This is a genomic window from Pseudomonas oryzihabitans, from assembly GCF_014522265.1.
GTDB classification, from domain to species: domain Bacteria; phylum Pseudomonadota; class Gammaproteobacteria; order Pseudomonadales; family Pseudomonadaceae; genus Chryseomonas; species Chryseomonas aestiva.
This window is the reverse complement of the sequence record NZ_CP017024.1, coordinates 1,183,290-1,198,626: the sequence shown is the minus strand read 5'-3', so window position 1 is coordinate 1,198,626 and position 15,337 is coordinate 1,183,290. Positions and strand designations below refer to the sequence as shown.

15 protein-coding genes and 1 pseudogene are annotated in these 15,337 nt (G+C 66.7%); 8 read left to right on the top strand and 8 right to left on the bottom strand.

Annotation, left to right across the window (positions count from 1 at the left end; all coding sequences use genetic code 11):
* Window positions 1-10: 10 nt before the first annotated feature.
* Window positions 11-622 (bottom strand): NAD(P)-dependent oxidoreductase, encoded by a 612-nt coding sequence (locus BGI51_RS05540; protein WP_187980532.1) that lies wholly within the window; start codon window positions 620-622, stop codon window positions 11-13.
* A gap of 182 nt (window positions 623-804) precedes the next feature.
* Here BGI51_RS05540 and BGI51_RS05535 point away from each other — a divergent pair, with 182 nt between their 5' ends.
* From BGI51_RS05535 to secB, 3 genes are read left to right on the top strand one after another with little or no spacing between them, the layout of a single operon-like run.
* Window positions 805-1,224, top strand: a complete 420-nt coding sequence (locus tag BGI51_RS05535) for a rhodanese-like domain-containing protein (protein WP_133861980.1) — start codon at window positions 805-807, stop codon at window positions 1,222-1,224.
* 41 nt (window positions 1,225-1,265) lie between these two features.
* The gene (gene grxC / locus BGI51_RS05530; RefSeq protein WP_133861979.1) at window positions 1,266-1,520 is read left to right on the top strand and encodes a glutaredoxin 3; all 255 of its coding nucleotides are present in this window, start codon (window positions 1,266-1,268) and stop codon (window positions 1,518-1,520) included.
* 27 nt (window positions 1,521-1,547) lie between these two features.
* Window positions 1,548-2,012 carry a protein-export chaperone SecB gene (secB, locus tag BGI51_RS05525; protein ID WP_007159775.1) on the top strand — a complete coding sequence of 155 codons (465 nt, stop codon included), beginning with the start codon at window positions 1,548-1,550 and terminating at the stop codon, window positions 2,010-2,012.
* Window positions 2,013-2,088: 76 nt separating this feature from the next.
* On the opposite strand, the gene rarD is transcribed toward secB, so the two are convergent.
* The 5 genes from rarD to BGI51_RS05500 all read right to left on the bottom strand — a co-directional run bounded on the left by rarD (window position 2,089) and on the right by BGI51_RS05500 (window position 7,543).
* Window positions 2,089-3,009: an EamA family transporter RarD gene (gene rarD / locus BGI51_RS05520; RefSeq protein WP_187980531.1), complete on the bottom strand. Its 921-nt coding sequence runs from the start codon at window positions 3,007-3,009 to the stop codon at window positions 2,089-2,091.
* Window positions 3,010-3,409: 400 nt separating this feature from the next.
* Window positions 3,410-4,384, bottom strand: a complete 975-nt coding sequence (locus BGI51_RS05515) for a serine/threonine protein kinase (RefSeq protein WP_133861977.1) — start codon at window positions 4,382-4,384, stop codon at window positions 3,410-3,412.
* A gap of 110 nt (window positions 4,385-4,494) precedes the next feature.
* The gene (locus BGI51_RS05510; protein ID WP_187980530.1) at window positions 4,495-6,384 is read right to left on the bottom strand and encodes a PhoX family protein; all 1,890 of its coding nucleotides are present in this window, start codon (window positions 6,382-6,384) and stop codon (window positions 4,495-4,497) included.
* 66 nt (window positions 6,385-6,450) lie between these two features.
* Complete coding sequence (locus BGI51_RS05505) at window positions 6,451-7,188, bottom strand: ComF family protein (protein ID WP_187980529.1); 738 nt, start codon at window positions 7,186-7,188, stop codon at window positions 6,451-6,453.
* 58 nt (window positions 7,189-7,246) lie between these two features.
* A complete protein-coding gene (locus BGI51_RS05500) occupies window positions 7,247-7,543 on the bottom strand; it encodes a hypothetical protein (protein ID WP_133861974.1) in 297 nt (98 codons plus the stop codon).
* Between the two features lie 112 nt (window positions 7,544-7,655).
* Here BGI51_RS05500 and BGI51_RS05495 point away from each other — a divergent pair, with 112 nt between their 5' ends.
* Window positions 7,656-8,357 (top strand): alpha/beta fold hydrolase, encoded by a 702-nt coding sequence (locus BGI51_RS05495; protein WP_187980528.1) that lies wholly within the window; start codon window positions 7,656-7,658, stop codon window positions 8,355-8,357.
* 68 nt (window positions 8,358-8,425) lie between these two features.
* Window positions 8,426-9,013: a cupin domain-containing protein gene (locus BGI51_RS05490; RefSeq protein ID WP_187980527.1), complete on the top strand. Its 588-nt coding sequence runs from the start codon at window positions 8,426-8,428 to the stop codon at window positions 9,011-9,013.
* Here BGI51_RS05490 and BGI51_RS05485 read toward each other — a convergent pair.
* On the bottom strand, window positions 9,010-9,432 hold the full coding sequence (locus tag BGI51_RS05485) for a DUF1810 domain-containing protein (RefSeq protein WP_187980526.1): 423 nt from the start codon (window positions 9,430-9,432) through the stop codon (window positions 9,010-9,012). The genes BGI51_RS05490 and BGI51_RS05485 overlap by 4 nt on opposite strands.
* A gap of 71 nt (window positions 9,433-9,503) precedes the next feature.
* Window positions 9,504-10,837: pseudogene (locus BGI51_RS05480) on the bottom strand (MFS transporter).
* Between the two features lie 164 nt (window positions 10,838-11,001).
* Between BGI51_RS05480 and BGI51_RS05475 the strand changes: the two are divergent.
* From BGI51_RS05475 to BGI51_RS05465, 3 genes are all read left to right on the top strand, one after another.
* The gene (locus BGI51_RS05475) at window positions 11,002-11,325 is read left to right on the top strand and encodes a thioredoxin family protein (RefSeq protein ID WP_187980525.1); all 324 of its coding nucleotides are present in this window, start codon (window positions 11,002-11,004) and stop codon (window positions 11,323-11,325) included.
* Between the two features lie 145 nt (window positions 11,326-11,470).
* Window positions 11,471-13,276: a phenylacyl-CoA dehydrogenase gene (locus BGI51_RS05470; RefSeq protein WP_187980524.1), complete on the top strand. Its 1,806-nt coding sequence runs from the start codon at window positions 11,471-11,473 to the stop codon at window positions 13,274-13,276.
* 186 nt (window positions 13,277-13,462) lie between these two features.
* On the top strand, window positions 13,463-15,232 hold the full coding sequence (locus tag BGI51_RS05465) for an acyl-CoA dehydrogenase C-terminal domain-containing protein (RefSeq protein ID WP_187980523.1): 1,770 nt from the start codon (window positions 13,463-13,465) through the stop codon (window positions 15,230-15,232).
* Window positions 15,233-15,337 lie beyond the last annotated feature (105 nt).

Sequence of the window (15,337 nt, the reverse complement as noted above, 5' to 3'; positions counted from 1 at the left end):
CATTTCTACTTCAATAGCCGACGGTGAAGCGGGTGCGGTGATGAGCGGGCCGTTCGACCTCGTCCAGCAGGGCCACGGCGAAGTCCTCGTAGGAGATATGACTGTCGCCGGCCGCGTCGAACAGCAGGGCATCGTCGTCCAGGCGGAACCGCCCGGTACGGGTGCCGGGCGCGAAGACCATCTGCGGGCTGACGAAGACCCAGTCGAGGTCGCTCACCGTGCGCAAGGTGTCCAGGGTGGCGATGCCGGCTCCGGCTTCGCTGCGGTATTCAGCGGGAAAGGCTGGCGCATCGAACAGCCGCGAGCCGTCCGGCAGATTCAGGCTGGCGGCGCCGCCAACGATCAGCAGCCGCGGAATGCCGGTGGCGCGGGCGAAGTCGACCAGGGCGCTCGGCGCGAGGTCGGCGAATCTCAGGCTGCTGATCAGCACCTCATGACCGGCCAGGGCCGGGGCGGCCTGCAGATCGGTGACATCACCGGCGACCACCGTCAGGTCGGGCCGCGCCGCCAGGCGCGCGGGATTCCGTACCAGGGCGGTGACCCGGTGGCCGCGGGAGAGGGCTTCGTCGAGCAGGCGGCTGCCGACGTTGCCGGTGGCGCCGAGCAGGGCGATGGAGGTCATGGCTGGATTCCTCGGAAGTGAAGGGAAGCCAAGCCTAGGCAGAGCCGCGGAAGCCGCCAAGGAGGCAGTTCGAGATGAGCTGGTTACCTGCGGATAACCCGGGGCCGGCGAGGGTATGGCGCCATCGGGGGGCTGTGTATACTGGCCAGCATTTTTAGCCCTCCTTGGATAGCTCTTTCATTATGGAATTTATCGGTCGGGCGGTTGAATTCGCCACCCATCATCCGCTTCTCGTCGCCGCCTTCCTCGCCATCGTCGCCCTGATGCTGTTCAACGAGACCCGTCGTGGCGGGCGCAGCCTGTCCACCGGCGAACTCACCAACCTGCTCAACCGCGAGCAGGGCGTGGTCCTCGATATCCGTCCGAGCAAGGACTTCGCCGCCGGGCATATCGTCGGCGCGCTGAACATCGCTCAGGAGAAAGTCGCCAGCAGCCTGTCTCTACTGGAGAAGCACAAGGCCAAGACCCTGATCGTGGTGGACAGCGCCGGCCAGCAAGCCGGCGCCGTGTGCGGCGATCTGCAGAAGGCCGGCTTCACCGCCGCCCGGCTGAACGGCGGCATCGCCACCTGGCGTGCAGAGAATCTGCCCCTGGTGAAGTGAACCCCTAGCGTGGCCGCCCCATCGGCCACTGGAGACCGCGCATGTCTGACGTCGTCATCTATACCAGTGCCTGGTGTCCCTATTGCCATCGAGCCAAGCACCTGCTCGATCGCAAGAACGTGGCCTACCGGGAAGTCTCCGTCGATGGCCAGCCGGCGCTGCGCAGCGAGATGGCCCGCAAGGCCGGTCGCACCAGCGTGCCGCAGATCTGGGTCGGCAGCACCCACGTCGGCGGTTGCGACGAGCTCTATGCCCTAGACCGAAGCGGACGTCTCGATCCGCTGCTGTCCGCCTGACCAACACTCACAACTCAAGGCCCTACCATGACCGACCAAGCCAATGGCGCCCAGGAAGACGGCGCTCAGTTCTCCCTGCAGCGCATCTACATCCGCGACCTGTCCTTCGAGGCGCCCAAGAGCCCCGAGATCTTCCGTCAGGACTGGCAGCCCAACGTCAACCTGGACCTGGCCACCCGCCAGAAGACCCTGGGCGACGACTTCCACGAAGTGGTGCTGACCCTGACCGTGACCGTCAAGAACAACGAAGAGACCGCCTTCATCGCCGAAGTGCAGCAGGGTGGCATCTTCCTGATCAAGGGCCTGGACGCCGCCTCCATGGCCCATGCCCTGGGCGCCTTCTGCCCCAACATCCTGTTCCCCTACGCCCGTGAGGCGCTGGACAACATGGTGGTGCGTGGCTCCTTCCCCGCGCTGATGCTGCAGCCGGTGAATTTCGACGCCCTCTACGCCCAGGAACTGGCGCGTATGCAGACCGCCGGCGAAGCCTGATCGGCGCCGCGCGGTACCGGACGCCCCTTGCGAGGGGCGTTCTGCTGTCTGGTCCCAGGTCTTTTTTGGGGAGTGCCTAGGCCCTGTCTGCCTCTGGCTCGCGCGCCTTTGCGCCCGCTCTGAGCTTGCGGCTGGCGCGCCAGAGATCGAAGCTGAACACGGCCAGGCCCGTCCAGATGCAGATGAAGGCAAACAGCCGCTCACGGGGGAAGGGCTCGCCATAGAGCCAGACCGCCTGGATCAGCACCAGGGTCGGTGCCAGGTACTGCAGGAAGCCCAGCGTCGAATAGGGCAGCTTGCGCGCCGCGGCGTTGAAGCACAGCAGGGGAATCAGGGTGACCGGACCGGCCAGCACGATCAGCAGGCCCAGCGAGGACTGCCAGGTCTCGGCCTCCAGGCTCACCCCCGGGGTCAGCAGTGGCAGCGCGACCAGGGCGATCGGCACCAGCATCCAGCTCTCCACCACCATGCCCGGCAGCGCGGCCACCGGCGTCTGCCGCCGCACCAGGCCATAGAAGGCGAAGCTCAGCGCCAGCGCCAGGGAGACCCAGGGCAGTTGCCCCAGGGTCCACAGCTGCTGGGCCACGCCCAGCACCGCCAGGCCCACGGCGATCCACTGCAGCGGGCGCAGGCGCTCACCGAGAATCACCAGGGCGAGCAGGATGTTGACCAGCGGGTTGATGTAGTAGCCCAGGCTGGCCTCGACCACGTGGGCGTTGTTGACCGCCCAGATATAGACCAGCCAGTTGCAGGCCACCAGCGCGCCGGACACCGCCAGCCAGAGCAGCCGTCGCGGGTGGGCGCGCAACTCCGCCCACCAGCCGCGATGGCGCCAGACGAGCAGCAGGAGGGCGCTGAACAGGGCGGACCAGAGGATGCGCTGGAACAGGATCTCGGTCGCCGGCAGGGCCGCCAGCAGTTTGAAGAACAGCGGAAACAAGCCCCACAGCCCATAGGCGGTAAGGCCCAGGGCGTAACCCTGGCGCAAGGCAGACATGAGGGATCCTTAGGCAGGCAACTTTCTTGTCCGGGCAGGATAGCTCAAGGGGCTGCGGGATGTCGGAATGGGTGGGGCTTCCTGTCGTCAGCTCTGGCAGGCTGGCATCCCGCCCTCGCGGCCATGGCAGTGCGCCGCTGCGACCGCTGCGTAGGCGGCAGGCATTGTCTGATCGCGGCCATGGTGGTCCGCCAATGCGGCCGCTCCTGGGGGTCAGGTTCCGGTAAGAGCGGCCCATGGCCGCGATCAGTGTTGTAGCCTGGAAAACGGCACAGTCTTTTCCATTGAAGAGTTCATCGCGGGGCCTACCCTCACCCCGGCCCTCTCCCAAGGGGAAAGGGGGCATTGGCGCCTGTAGCGTGGAAAACGGCGCAGCCTTTTCCACTGAGTCGCACAAAGGCTAGAACAGTCGCAACGGCGCCTCGTCCAGCGCAGCGCGCTGTTCGCGCAGGGTGAGGATCTGGTCGCCCCAGTAGCGTTCGCTGCCGAACCAGGGAAAGCTCTTGGGAAAGGCCGGATCGTCCCAGCGGCGCGCCAGCCAGGCGCTGTAGTGCATCAGCCGCAGGGTGCGCAGTCCCTCGATCAGGGCCAGCTCGCGCGGCTGGAAATCGTGGAATTCCTCGTAGCCATCCATCAGCTCGGACAACTGCGTCAGCCGCTCCTGGCGATCGCCGGCCAGCAGCATCCAGAGATCCTGCATGGCCGGGCCGTGGCGGCAATCGTCGAGGTCGACCATATGGTAGGCGTCATCGCGACAGAGCAGGTTGCCCGGATGGCAGTCGCCGTGCAGGCGGATGACGTCGTAGCTGACACTCTCGAAGAGTTCGTCGAGGCGCAGGAGCAAGTCGCGCGCCACGGATTCATAGGCGGGCAGCAGGCTCTTAGGAATGAAATTGCCGGTGAGCAGGGTGTCCAGAGAGGCATGGCCGTAGCCCTGGACGTCCAGCGTCTCGCGGTGCTGGAAGGGTCGGCTGGCGCCCACCGCATGCAGGCGACCGAGCAATTGGCCGAGGCGATGCAACTGGTTGAGATCGCCTGGCTCCGGCGCGCGACCGCCACGGCGAGGAAAGAGCGCGAAGCGAAAGCCGGCATGGGTGAACAGCGTCTGGCCGTCGCGCTGCAAGGGCGCGACCACGGGCACCTCGCGCTCTTCCAGTTCGGCGGAAAAGGCGTGCTCTTCCAGAATGGCCGCATCGGTCCAGCGATCCGGCCGATAGAACTTGGCGATCAGCGGGGTCTCGGCTTCGATGCCGATCTGATAGACGCGATTCTCGTAGCTGTTGAGCGCCAGTACCCGGGCATCGCTGAGATAGCCCAGGCTTTCGATGGCGTCGATGACCAGGTCGGGACTCAGATTTTCGAACGGATGAGACATGGCGCGCTCCTCGGTCACGGGGGACGATGGCGATTGCCACCCTGCATCCGGGAGATGCTAGCGCATGCCCGAGCCCCATGGCGAAGGCTCGAGCGCTATCCGCTCGCCGGTCAGGCGCCGATCACACCGCCGTCTTCGCGGCTGATGACCATCACCGAGGAACGGGGCTGACCATCCGCTCGTTGCTCCGGGAATTGGGAGCCGCCTTCCTCGCCGGGGTGCTGGATGCCGACGAACATCGTCCGGTAGTCCGGCGAGAAGGCCATGCCGGTGACCTCGCAACCGACCGGGCCGACCAGGAAGCGGCGCATCTCGCCGCTGCGCGGATCGGCGCAGAGCATCTGGTTGTTGCCCATGCCCTCGTAGTCGCCCTTGTTGCTGTACTTGCCGTCGGTGAGCACCCACAAACGGCCGGCAGCGTCGAAGCCCAGGCCGTCGGGACTGTTGAACATGTTCTCGGCATTGATCTGCTGCGAGCCTGCTTCCGGCTTGCCCGGGTGTACCTTGGGATTGCCGGCGATGACGAACAGATCCCAGTCGAAGCTCAGGGCCGCGGCATCGTCGTCGCTCTCGCGCCAGCGCACGATCTGGCCGTAGAGGTTGTTGGCGCGGGGATTGGGGCCGCCCACTGGCATGCCGTCTTCACCGCGCTTGGTGTTATTGGTCAGGGTGCAATAGACCTGGCCGTCCTTGGGGCTGACGGCTATCCACTCCGGACGGTCCATGCGCGTGGCGCCGACCTGGGTGCCGGCCTGGCGGGCGTGGATGAGCACCTCGGCCTGGCTGGCGAAGCCGTTGGCGGCGGTGAGGCCGTTCTCGCCATGCACCAGCGGCAGCCACTGGCCGCGGCCCTTGGGGCGGTTCGGATCACGGTCGCCTTCGTCGAAGCGGGCGACATAGAGGGTGCCATGATCGAGCAGCTCGCGATTGGCCTTGGGATCGTCCTGCAGGCGATCGCGGCTGACGAACTTGTAGATGAATTCGCCGCGCTCGTCGTCACCCATGTAGACCACTACGCGGCCATTGCGGGTGCGGGTAAGGGCGGCGTTCTCGTGTTTGAAACGACCCAGGGCGGTGCGCTTGACCGGCTTGGCCTGGGGATCGAAGGGATCGATCTCGGTGATCCAGCCGTGGCGATTGAGCTCGTTGGGATTCTGCGCCAGGTCGAAACGGTCGTCGTGCAGGTGCCAGTCGTTCTCCACGCTGGCGTGCTTGACGCTGTAGCGCTTCTGGGCCGCATCGAACTTCAGGTTGGCATCGCGACTGCCGAAGACGTCGGTGAAGTTCTCTTCGCAGGTCAGATAGGTATGCCAGGGCGTGGCGCCGCTGGAGCAATTCTGGAAGGTACCCAGCACCTCGCGTCCGGCCGGGTCGGCGGCGGTCTTGAGCAGGTCGTGGCCGGCAGCCGGACCGCTGACGGCGATGGGCGTGTTGCCGTGCACCCGGCGGTTGTAGGGCGAGCCCTGGACGAAGTGCCATTGGCCGTCCACGCGCTTCACCTCGATCACCGAGACGCCCTCGGCGGCCTGAGCCTTGCGGGTGTCTTCCAGGGACTTGGGCGGCGTGCCGTGGCTGAGCAGGTAGCGGTAGTTGGTGTATTCGTTGTTGATCGCCATCAGTGCCCGATCCGGATCGTCCGGGAAGGGGTAGAAGGCCATGCCGTCGTTGTTGTCGCCGAATTGCACCGCCTGGTCGGCGGCGCTGGGGCTGCCATCGGGGCGGAAGGCCGGGCCATCGGTGTGCAGCGGCTGGCCCCAGCTGATGAGCACGCTGGCGCGATAGCCGGGCGGCACCACCAGGGTGTCGGCGGTGGAGGCCGGGATGTTGGCGAAGCCGATCAGGGGATTGCCCGTGGCCTCGCTGACAGCGTCGGCCAGGGCGCTGCGACCGAGCAGGCCACCGCCCAGGAACAGGGCCGCGCTGGCCAGGGCGCCGGCGCCGATGAAGCGGCGGCGGCTGAAGTGGACGAGGCGTTCGAGATCGGTCTGGTCGTTGTGCATGCTCATGGCTCCCTCACGGTGTGCAGGCGAGGCTAGTCAGACTAAATGACGTTTTGGTGACAGCGGCTAGTCGCCGGGTGGTGGCGTCCGCGCCAGGCAATAGACGTCGACCCGCCCGGCGCCGGCGCGCTTGAGCAAGCGCGCCAGGCTGTCGGCGGTGGCGCCGGTGGTGAGGACATCGTCCACCAGGGCCAGGTGGCGACCTTGCAGCTGGGCGTCCTTCACCAGGGCGAAGGCCTGCTTGAGATTGCGCCGCCGCTGGTTGGCGCTCAGACCCTGCTGGCTCTGTTGCTCCTGTACCCGCTGCAGTAACCTGCCATCCACCGGCAGTTGCAGCGTCTTGCCGAGCCAGCTGGCCAGCAGGGCGGCCTGGTTGAAGCCGCGTTGGCGCAGGCGCAAGGGTGAGAGGGGAACCGGCAGCAGCAGGTCCGGGCGTGGCTGGCCTTCGTCGAACAGATGCTGCAGATGCCGCGCCAGCAGCGCCCCGGCCAGGCGACCGAGACTGCCCTGGTCGCGGTGCTTGAATCTGTTGATCAGGGTGTCGACCGGAAAGGCATAGCGCCAGGGCGCCAGTACCTGGTCGAAGGCCGGCGGCCTGACCAGGCAGCTGCCACAAAGGAGGCCGTCTACCGGTAGGGGCAAGGCGCAGCATTGGCAGTGTGGCCCGAGCCAGGGCAGTTCGTTGTCGCAGCCTTCGCACAGCGGCAGTCCGGGCGGAAGCCAGGTGGCGCAGAGGGCGCAGTGGGTCCCGGGCCGCAGGCGTTGCCAGTGGCGCTTTAATACAGAGGAGAACGGTAGGGTCATGACGGCATCCGTGCCGAGCGAGAGCCCTACTGTGCCAGGCCGCCGGCCTGGCCACCAGTCAGCCGCGAATCAGCCAGCCCATCACCATCAGGCCCAGGATCAGCCAGATGACGCCGCCCACTATCGAGCGAGCCATGAAGGCCCGTACCGCGGCGTAGAGCAGCAGCAGGCCGATGGCCAGGACCACGAAGCTGATATAGGAGTCGTCCATGCCGATGGAGCGCGCCATGCCATGGAGAAAGTCGTGCACGGCATCGGCGATGCCGCCCAGGACCGAGCCGAACAGGTCGATGATAAAACGGATGACTTGGCCGAGCGCCGCGCCGAGCCAGTCGAAGAAGCCTTCAGTACGCATGGATGTTTCCAGATCCTTGGCAATGTCCCTTGGAACCCGCGAAGCCCGCCGGGTTCGCTGGTGATCCGCGCTACACTGCGCGTTTTCCGCAGTGTCTCTCAAGTTCTTAGTGATGACAGCTACCGACGCGCTACCCCTGATCCTGCTTCCCGGCCTGCTCTGTGACCAGCGCCTCTGGGCCACCCAGGCTGCCGACCTGGCCGACACCTGCCCGGTGTCCATCCCCGACCTCACACGCGACGTTGGCATCGCCGCGCTGGCCCGCCGGGTCCTGGCCGAGGCGCCACCGCGTTTCGCCCTGGGCGCCCTGTCCATGGGCGGCTATGTGGCCTTCGAGATCCTGCGCCAGGCGCCGGAGCGGGTAGTGCGACTGGCGTTGTTCGACACCATGGCCAGCCCGGATACCCCCGAGCGTGCCACCCAGCGTCGCGCCATGCTCGACCTGGCTGAGCGCGGTCGCTTTCTCGGCATCAGTCCGCAACTGCTGCCACGCCTGATCCATGCCTCGCGCCTGGGCACGCCGGTGGCCGATACCGTGCTGGCCATGGGCAAGGCGGTGGGCAAGGAGGCCTTCCTGCGCCAGCAGCAGTCGATCATCGACCGCCCCGATTCGCGGCCGACCCTGGCCCAGGTCCAAGTGCCCACCCTCATCGTGGTCGGCGCCCAGGATCAACTCACCCCGCCTGCCGAAGCCGAACTCATGGCGGCCGGCATCCAGGGCTCGCATCTGGTGGTGCTGGACGACTGCGGCCACCTGCCGCCACTGGAGCTGCCGGAACGGACCACGGCACTGTTGCGGGAGTGGCTGGCCTGACCCCTCGTCGCGGACGCTGAACCCCGGCGGCAGGCGGGCCTCCATTGGCAAAGCCTCTGGAGGCCCGCATGGCGCATCGCCCATCACTGTCCATCCTCTCCCTGGTGCTGGGGCTCGCCCCCACCACCGTGGCCCTGGCCGCGCCAGTGGGGGCCGGTCAGCCCGAGCAGCTGCATTTCGCCGACGACGGCGTCATTCCCAATAGCCGCCTGCCCGTGCTGCTCTATCGCCAGGTTCCTCTGGAAGGGACCGACCGTGCGGCGGCGCTGGAGCGACTGTTCGCCGACAACGCCTGGCCGCCGCAATGGCGCTACGGCGTCTATAGCTACCATCACTATCATCCCAATGCCCATGAAGTGCTGGGCGTGGCGCGCGGTCGGGCTACCCTGCGCCTGGGTGGCGAGCAGGGGCAGGATGTGGAGGTGACTGCAGGTGATGTGGTGGTGCTACCGGCGGGCACCGGCCACCGCAACCTGCAGTCCAGTGCAAATTTCCTGGTGGTGGGCGCCTATCCGCCCGATCAGCAGGACTTCATCACCCAGCGCGCCGATCCGGCCGCCCACGCCCACTCGGTCGGACTGATCGCCGGGGTGTCCTTGCCGGCAAGCGATCCGGTGACCGGGCGCGAGGGCGCACTGCCGGCGTTCTGGCGCTAGCAGAGGCGGGTCAGGGTGGCCTCGTCGGGCCGGCCGGCGAAAAAGGTCTTCAGCGCCTGGCGAAAGGGTTCGGGATCTTCGGCTACGGCGGCGAAGAGGGTGAGGCTGGAGTGGAACTTGAGATCGTCCGGTTGCCCGAACAGCGCGGTCGCGGACAGCTCCGGATGCTTCAGTGCCGCCGCAGTGATCTCCCGCAGGCGCGATCCCAGCAGCGGATGTGCGAGGTAGGCACTGGCCTCGTCGCGGGAGGCAATGGCGTAGTGGCGTGCCGTTTCGCTACGACCCAGTCCCTGGATCTGCGGAAAGATGAACCACATCCAGTGGCTGCGCTTGCGCCCGGCGCGGATCTCCGCCAGGGCGGTGGCATAGGTGTCGGCCTGGGCGTCGAGGAAGCGTTGCAGATCGTGAGTGGCGGGCATGGGGGAAACTCCGGGCCTTTTGCCTATCGGCAGACGGACCCGGAGGAAGTGCCGGTCACGAGACGAGCGGTCTAGCTGCGCACCGCGCGATAGCTGACCTCGCCGCCTGCGCTGACGTCGTCCAAATCGATCCGGGAGGTCTCCGGCAGGCTCAGGCCACCGACCAGGCCCAGCAGGGCGATCAGGATCAGGTAGAGCGCTGGCGAGAGGTTGCTGCCGGTGGCGCCGATCAGCCAGGTCGCCATCAGCGGGGCGGTGCCGCCGAAGATGGTGTAGGCCAGGTTGTAGGTGATGGCGCCGGCGGTGTAGCGCGTGCGGGTCGGGAAGACCTCGCTGAGCAGCGGCGCCGTCACCACGTTGCACAGTACCGCTCCGGCGCCCAGCAGCAGCGAACCCAGCAGGGCGCTGCCGAACTGGCCACTGCTGGCCAGCAGCAGCGCCGGATAGACGCCCACCGCCAGGACCAGGCTGGCCAGCACCGTGGTCATGCGCCGACCGATGCGGTCGGTGACACGTCCAGCACCGGGCAGGCGGCTGCGGCGGCGAACAGGGTGATCAGGCTGATGGCCAGCGCCGCGGCCCGGTCGAAGCCGCCAGCCAGCTGCAGGTAGGTGGAGAAGTAGGTGGTGAACATATAGAAGGACAGCGCCGTCAGCGAAATGAAGGCGCCCAGGCGCAGGATGGAACGGCCCTGCAGCCTGAGCGTCTCGCCCAGCGGCGAATGGCTGACCTCATGGTCGGCTTCCAGGGCCTGGAAGGCCGGGGTCTCGTCCAGCTTCAGCCGCAGGTAGAGGCCGATCAGACCCAGCGGCGCGGCGGCCAGGAAGGGAATGCGCCAGCCCCAGTCGGCCATGGTGGCGGCGCCCAGCAGCCGCTCCAGGCCCCAGGCGGTCAGGGCCGCGCTGGCGAAGGCGAGAAAGGTCGAGACCGGCACGAAGCTGCCATAGCGCCCGCGTCTATCGCGCGGCGAATGCTCCATCACGTAGGCGCAGGCGCCCGCGTATTCGCCGCCGGCGGAAAAGCCCTGAGCGCAACGGATCAGCGTCAGCAGGATGGGTGCCCAGATGCCGATGGTGGCGTAGCTGGGCAGGATGCCGATCAGGGCCGTGGCGCCGGCCATGATCAGGATGGTCAGCGCCAGGACCCGTTTACGGCCGATACGGTCACCCAGCAGGCCGAAGACGATACCGCCCAGCGGCCGGAAGGCGAAGGCCACGGCGAAGACGGCAAAGGTCTTGAGCAGCCCGGCGGTGGCATCGCCACTGGGGAAGAAGTGCGCGGCGATCAGGGTGGCGAGAAAGCCATAAAGGGCGAAATCGAACCATTCGACGAAATTGCCGATGGACGCGGCGGAGATGACCTTGCGCAGGGTGGCGGGTGAAACGGAAGTCGCTGTCTGGCTCATGGCGGGCCTCGGGAAAGGGCGGAGACGGAGGCAGAAATGGAGCGCCTTGTTTTATTGTCGAGAGATCGGGGCGTACCGCAGCTTCGACCCTAATCCTTTTCCCGTGACCGAGCAGTCCCGCCAGCGACTTGTCCACCGTTGGAACCGACTTCAGGAGCCCCGCCATGACCATGACGACCACCTATGCGGAAAAGGAGCCCGCCCGCACCGATGTCGACGCCCTGCCGGGTGTCACCCTGCTGGAGTTCGGCGCACCCTGGTGCGGCCACTGTCGTGCCGCCCAGCCGCTGCTGGCCACGGCGCTCGCGGACTACCCCGGCGTGCGCCATCTCAAGATCGAGGACGGCCCCGGTCGCCGCCTGGGACGCTCCTTTCGCGTCAAGCTCTGGCCTACGCTGATCCTCTTCAAGGACGGCCAGGAACTGGCGCGGCTGGTGCGCCCGACGACGGCGGCCGCCCTGCGCGAAGCCCTGGCTGAAGCGGACTGACCGGTCGTTCCACTCGTCCTCGCCACGCTTGACAGGGCAGGCCTGGAACATTAGTTTCAAACAACTGTTTAAACGCCCTGGCGGAAGGTCTGCAGCGACGCTGCCGCCACCCTCGACAACAAGCATTCGCAAAGAGGTAACAGTCATGCCCGATTACAAAGCCCCCCTGCGGGACATCCGCTTCGTTCGCGACGAACTCCTGGGCTATGACGCGCACTACCAGAGCCTGCCCGGTTGCGGCGACGCCACTCCCGACATGGTCTCCGCCATCCTCGAAGAAGGTGCCAAGTTCTGCGAACAGGTGCTGGCGCCGCTCAATCGCATCGGCGACCAGCAGGGCTGCACCTGGAGCGAAGAGGGGGTGAAGACCCCCGATGGCTTCAAGGAAGCCTATGCCCAGTTCGTCGAGGGCGGCTGGCCGAGCCTGGCGCACAACCCGGCCCACGGTGGCCAGGGCCTGCCCGAGTCCCTCGGCATCTCCCTGTCGGAAATGGTCGGCCAGGCCAACTGGTCCTGGGGCATGTACCCCGGCCTGTCCCACGGCGCCATGAACACCCTGGAGCAGCACGGCACCGACGAGCAGAAGCACACCTACCTGGAAAAGCTGGTGACCGGCGAATGGACCGGCACCATGTGCCTGACCGAACCCCACTGCGGTTCCGACCTGGGCATGCTGCGCACCAAGGCCGAGCCGCGCGCGGACGGCAGCTACGCCATCACCGGCACCAAGATCTTCATCTCCGCCGGTGAACACGACATGGCCGAGAACATCGTCCACATCGTGCTGGCCCGTCTGCCCGACGCCCCCGCCGGCACCAAGGGCATCTCGCTGTTCATCGTGCCCAAGCGCCTGCCCGACGCCAGCGGCGCGGCCGGCGAGCGCAACGCCGTGCACTGCGGTTCCCTCGAACACAAGATGGGCATCCACGGCAACGCCACCTGCGTGATGAACTTCGATGGCGCTACCGGCTTCCTGATCGGCCCGCCGAATCGCGGTCTGAACTGCATGTTCACCTTCATGAACTTCGCCCGCATCGGCACCGCCCTGCAGGGCCTGGCCCACGCCGAGGTGGCCTTCCAGGGCGGTCTGAAGTACGCCCGCGAGCGGCTGCAGATGAGATCCCTGACCGGTCCCAAGGCCCCCGAGAAGCCCGCCGATCCCATCATCGTGCACCCCGACGTGCGCCGCATGCTGCTGACCATGAAGGCCTTCGCCGAGGGCAGCCGGGCGATGATCTACTACACCGCCAAGCTGGTGGATATCCTCAAGTACAGCCAGGACGAGGAGCAGAAGCAGCAGGTCGAGACCCAGATGGCCTTCCTCACCCCCATCGCCAAGGCCTTCATGACTGAGGTGGGTTTCGAGGCGGCCAGCCACGGCGTGCAGATCTATGGCGGCCACGGCTACATCGCCGAGTGGGGCATGGAGCAGAACCTGCGCGATGCGCGTATCGCCATGCTCTACGAGGGCACCACCGGCATCCAGGCCATCGACCTGCTGGGTCGCAAGGTGCTGATGACCCAGGGTGAATCGCTCAAGGCCTTCACCAAGGTGGTGCACAAGTTCTGTCAGGCCAACGCCGAAAACGCCGAACTCAAGGCCTTCGTCGAGCCGCTGGCCAAGCTGAACAAGGAGTGGGGCGAACTCACCCTCAAGGTCGGCATGGCCGCCATGAAGGATCGCGAGGAGGTGGGTGCCGCCGCCGTCGACTACCTGATGTACTCCGGCTATGTCTGCCTGGCCTACTTCTGGGCCGACATGGCCCGGGTCGCGGCCGAGAAGCTGGCCGCCGGCACCGACGAGGCCGCCTTCTACCAGGCCAAGCTGGCCACCGCGCGCTTCTACTACGAGCGCCTGCTGCCCCGTACCCGCGCCCACGCCGAGGCGCTGCTGGCCGGCGCCGGCAGCCTGATGGCCCTGGCCGAGGAAGACTTCGCCCTCGGCTACTAAGCCGTCGCCGCTCTACTGAAAACCCCGCTCCGGCGGGGTTTTCGCTTTTTCACGCATGCGAAGAAGCCAGCAGCGCGAACCTCCGATCGGCTGACCGCCAGGTCAGATCATGAACCTATGTCTCCCTTCCGGTTCGGTCTTACACTCGGGTCATACCGACAAGAACACCTTCCGAGGAGACTCGACATGGCTGACTACACCCCGCCGCTTCGCGATATCCGTTTCGTGCTGGATGCCGTCCTCAAGGTCAGGGACCGCTGGAGTCAGTGGCCTGCCCTGGCCGAAGTGGTGGACGGCGAGACCGCCGATGCCATCCTCGAAGAAGCCGGCAAGCTGTGCGCCCAGGAACTGGCGCCCCTCAATCGCAATTCCGATGAGGAAGGCTGCCACTGGCAAAACGGCGAAGTGACCACGCCCCAGGGCTTCCGCCAGGCTTACCAGGCCTTTGCCGAAGGCGGCTGGGTCGGGGTCGGTGGCGATCCCGAATACGGCGGCATGGGCATGCCCAAGGTGCTCACTGCCCAGGTCGAGGAAATGATGCACGCCAGCTGCCTGGCCTTCGGCCTCTATCCGATGCTCAGCGCCGGTGCCTGCCTGGCCCTGCACGCCCATGGCAGCGCAGAACTGAAGCAGGCCTATCTGCCCAACCTCTACAGCGGCCAGTGGGCCGGCTCCATGTGCCTGACCGAGCCCCATGCCGGTACCGACCTGGGGCTGATCCGCACCCGCGCCGAGCCCCAGTTCGACGGCAGCTACCGGGTCACCGGCACCAAGATCTTCATCACCGCCGGCGAGCACGACCTCACCGAGAACATCATCCATCTGGTGCTGGCCAAGCTGCCCGATGCGCCGGCCGGCTCCCGGGGCATCTCGCTGTTCCTGGTGCCCAAGATCCTGGTGGACGAGGCGGGTGCCCTGGGCGCGCGCAACGCCGTGGCCTGTGGCTCGCTGGAACACAAGATGGGCATCAAGGGTGCCGCCACCTGCGTGATGAACTTCGACGGCGCGGTCGGCTACCTGGTGGGCGAGGTCAACAAGGGCCTGGCCGCCATGTTCACCATGATGAACTACGAGCGCCTGGGCGTCGGCATCCAGGGCCTGGGTTCGAGCGAGCGCTCCTACCAGAATGCCCTGGCCTACGCCCGCGAGCGCCTGCAGAGTCGGTCGCCGGCCGGCATCCAGCAGGCCGCCAAGAACGCCGATCCCATCATCGTCCATCCCGATGTGCGGCGCATGCTGCTGACCATGAAGGCCCTGAACGAAGGCGGCCGGTTGTTCTCCAGCTATGTCGCCCTGCAGCTCGACACCGCCAAGTACAGCCCTGAGCCCGTCGAGCGCGAACGCGCCGAGGCCCTGGTGGCGCTGCTCACCCCGGTGGCCAAGGGCTTCCTCACCGATCTCGGCCTGGAACTCTGCGTCGCCGGTCAGCAGGTGTTCGGCGGTCATGGCTACATCCGTGAATGGGGCCAGGAGCAGCTGGTGCGCGACGTGCGCATCACCCAGATCTACGAAGGCACCAACGGCATCCAGGCCCTCGATTTGGTCGGCCGCAAGCTGGCCGGCAGCCGCGGTACTCTCTATCGGCCCTTCAGCGAAGAGGTCCATGGCTATCTGGGCGGTCTGCCGGCGGACAATGAATTCGCCGCACCCCTGCGCCAAGCGCTGGAACAGCTGGACGGGGCGACCGAATGGCTGCTGCAGGCCGGCGCCAGCGATCCCCACGAACTGGGGGCAGCCTCGGTGGACTACCTGCACCTGTTCGGCTATGTCGCCTATGGTTACCTCTGGGCCCGGGCGGCGGCCGCTGCGGCGGATCAGGAGGCGACCTTCGCCGAAGCCAAGCTGGCCACTGCGCGTTTCTATTTCGCTCGTCTGCTACCGCGCACCCTGAGCCTGGCTGCGGCCGTGCGCAGTGGCGCCCAACCGCTCTACGCCCTGGCCGAGGAGGCGTTCTAAGCTGTTGACCAGCAAGGTAAAAAGCCATGTCGTGTAAGCTTTGGCTTACACCACGTCGCCGCGATAAGCCATCGCCTAGTCTCTGATAGCTGCGTAATCTACACC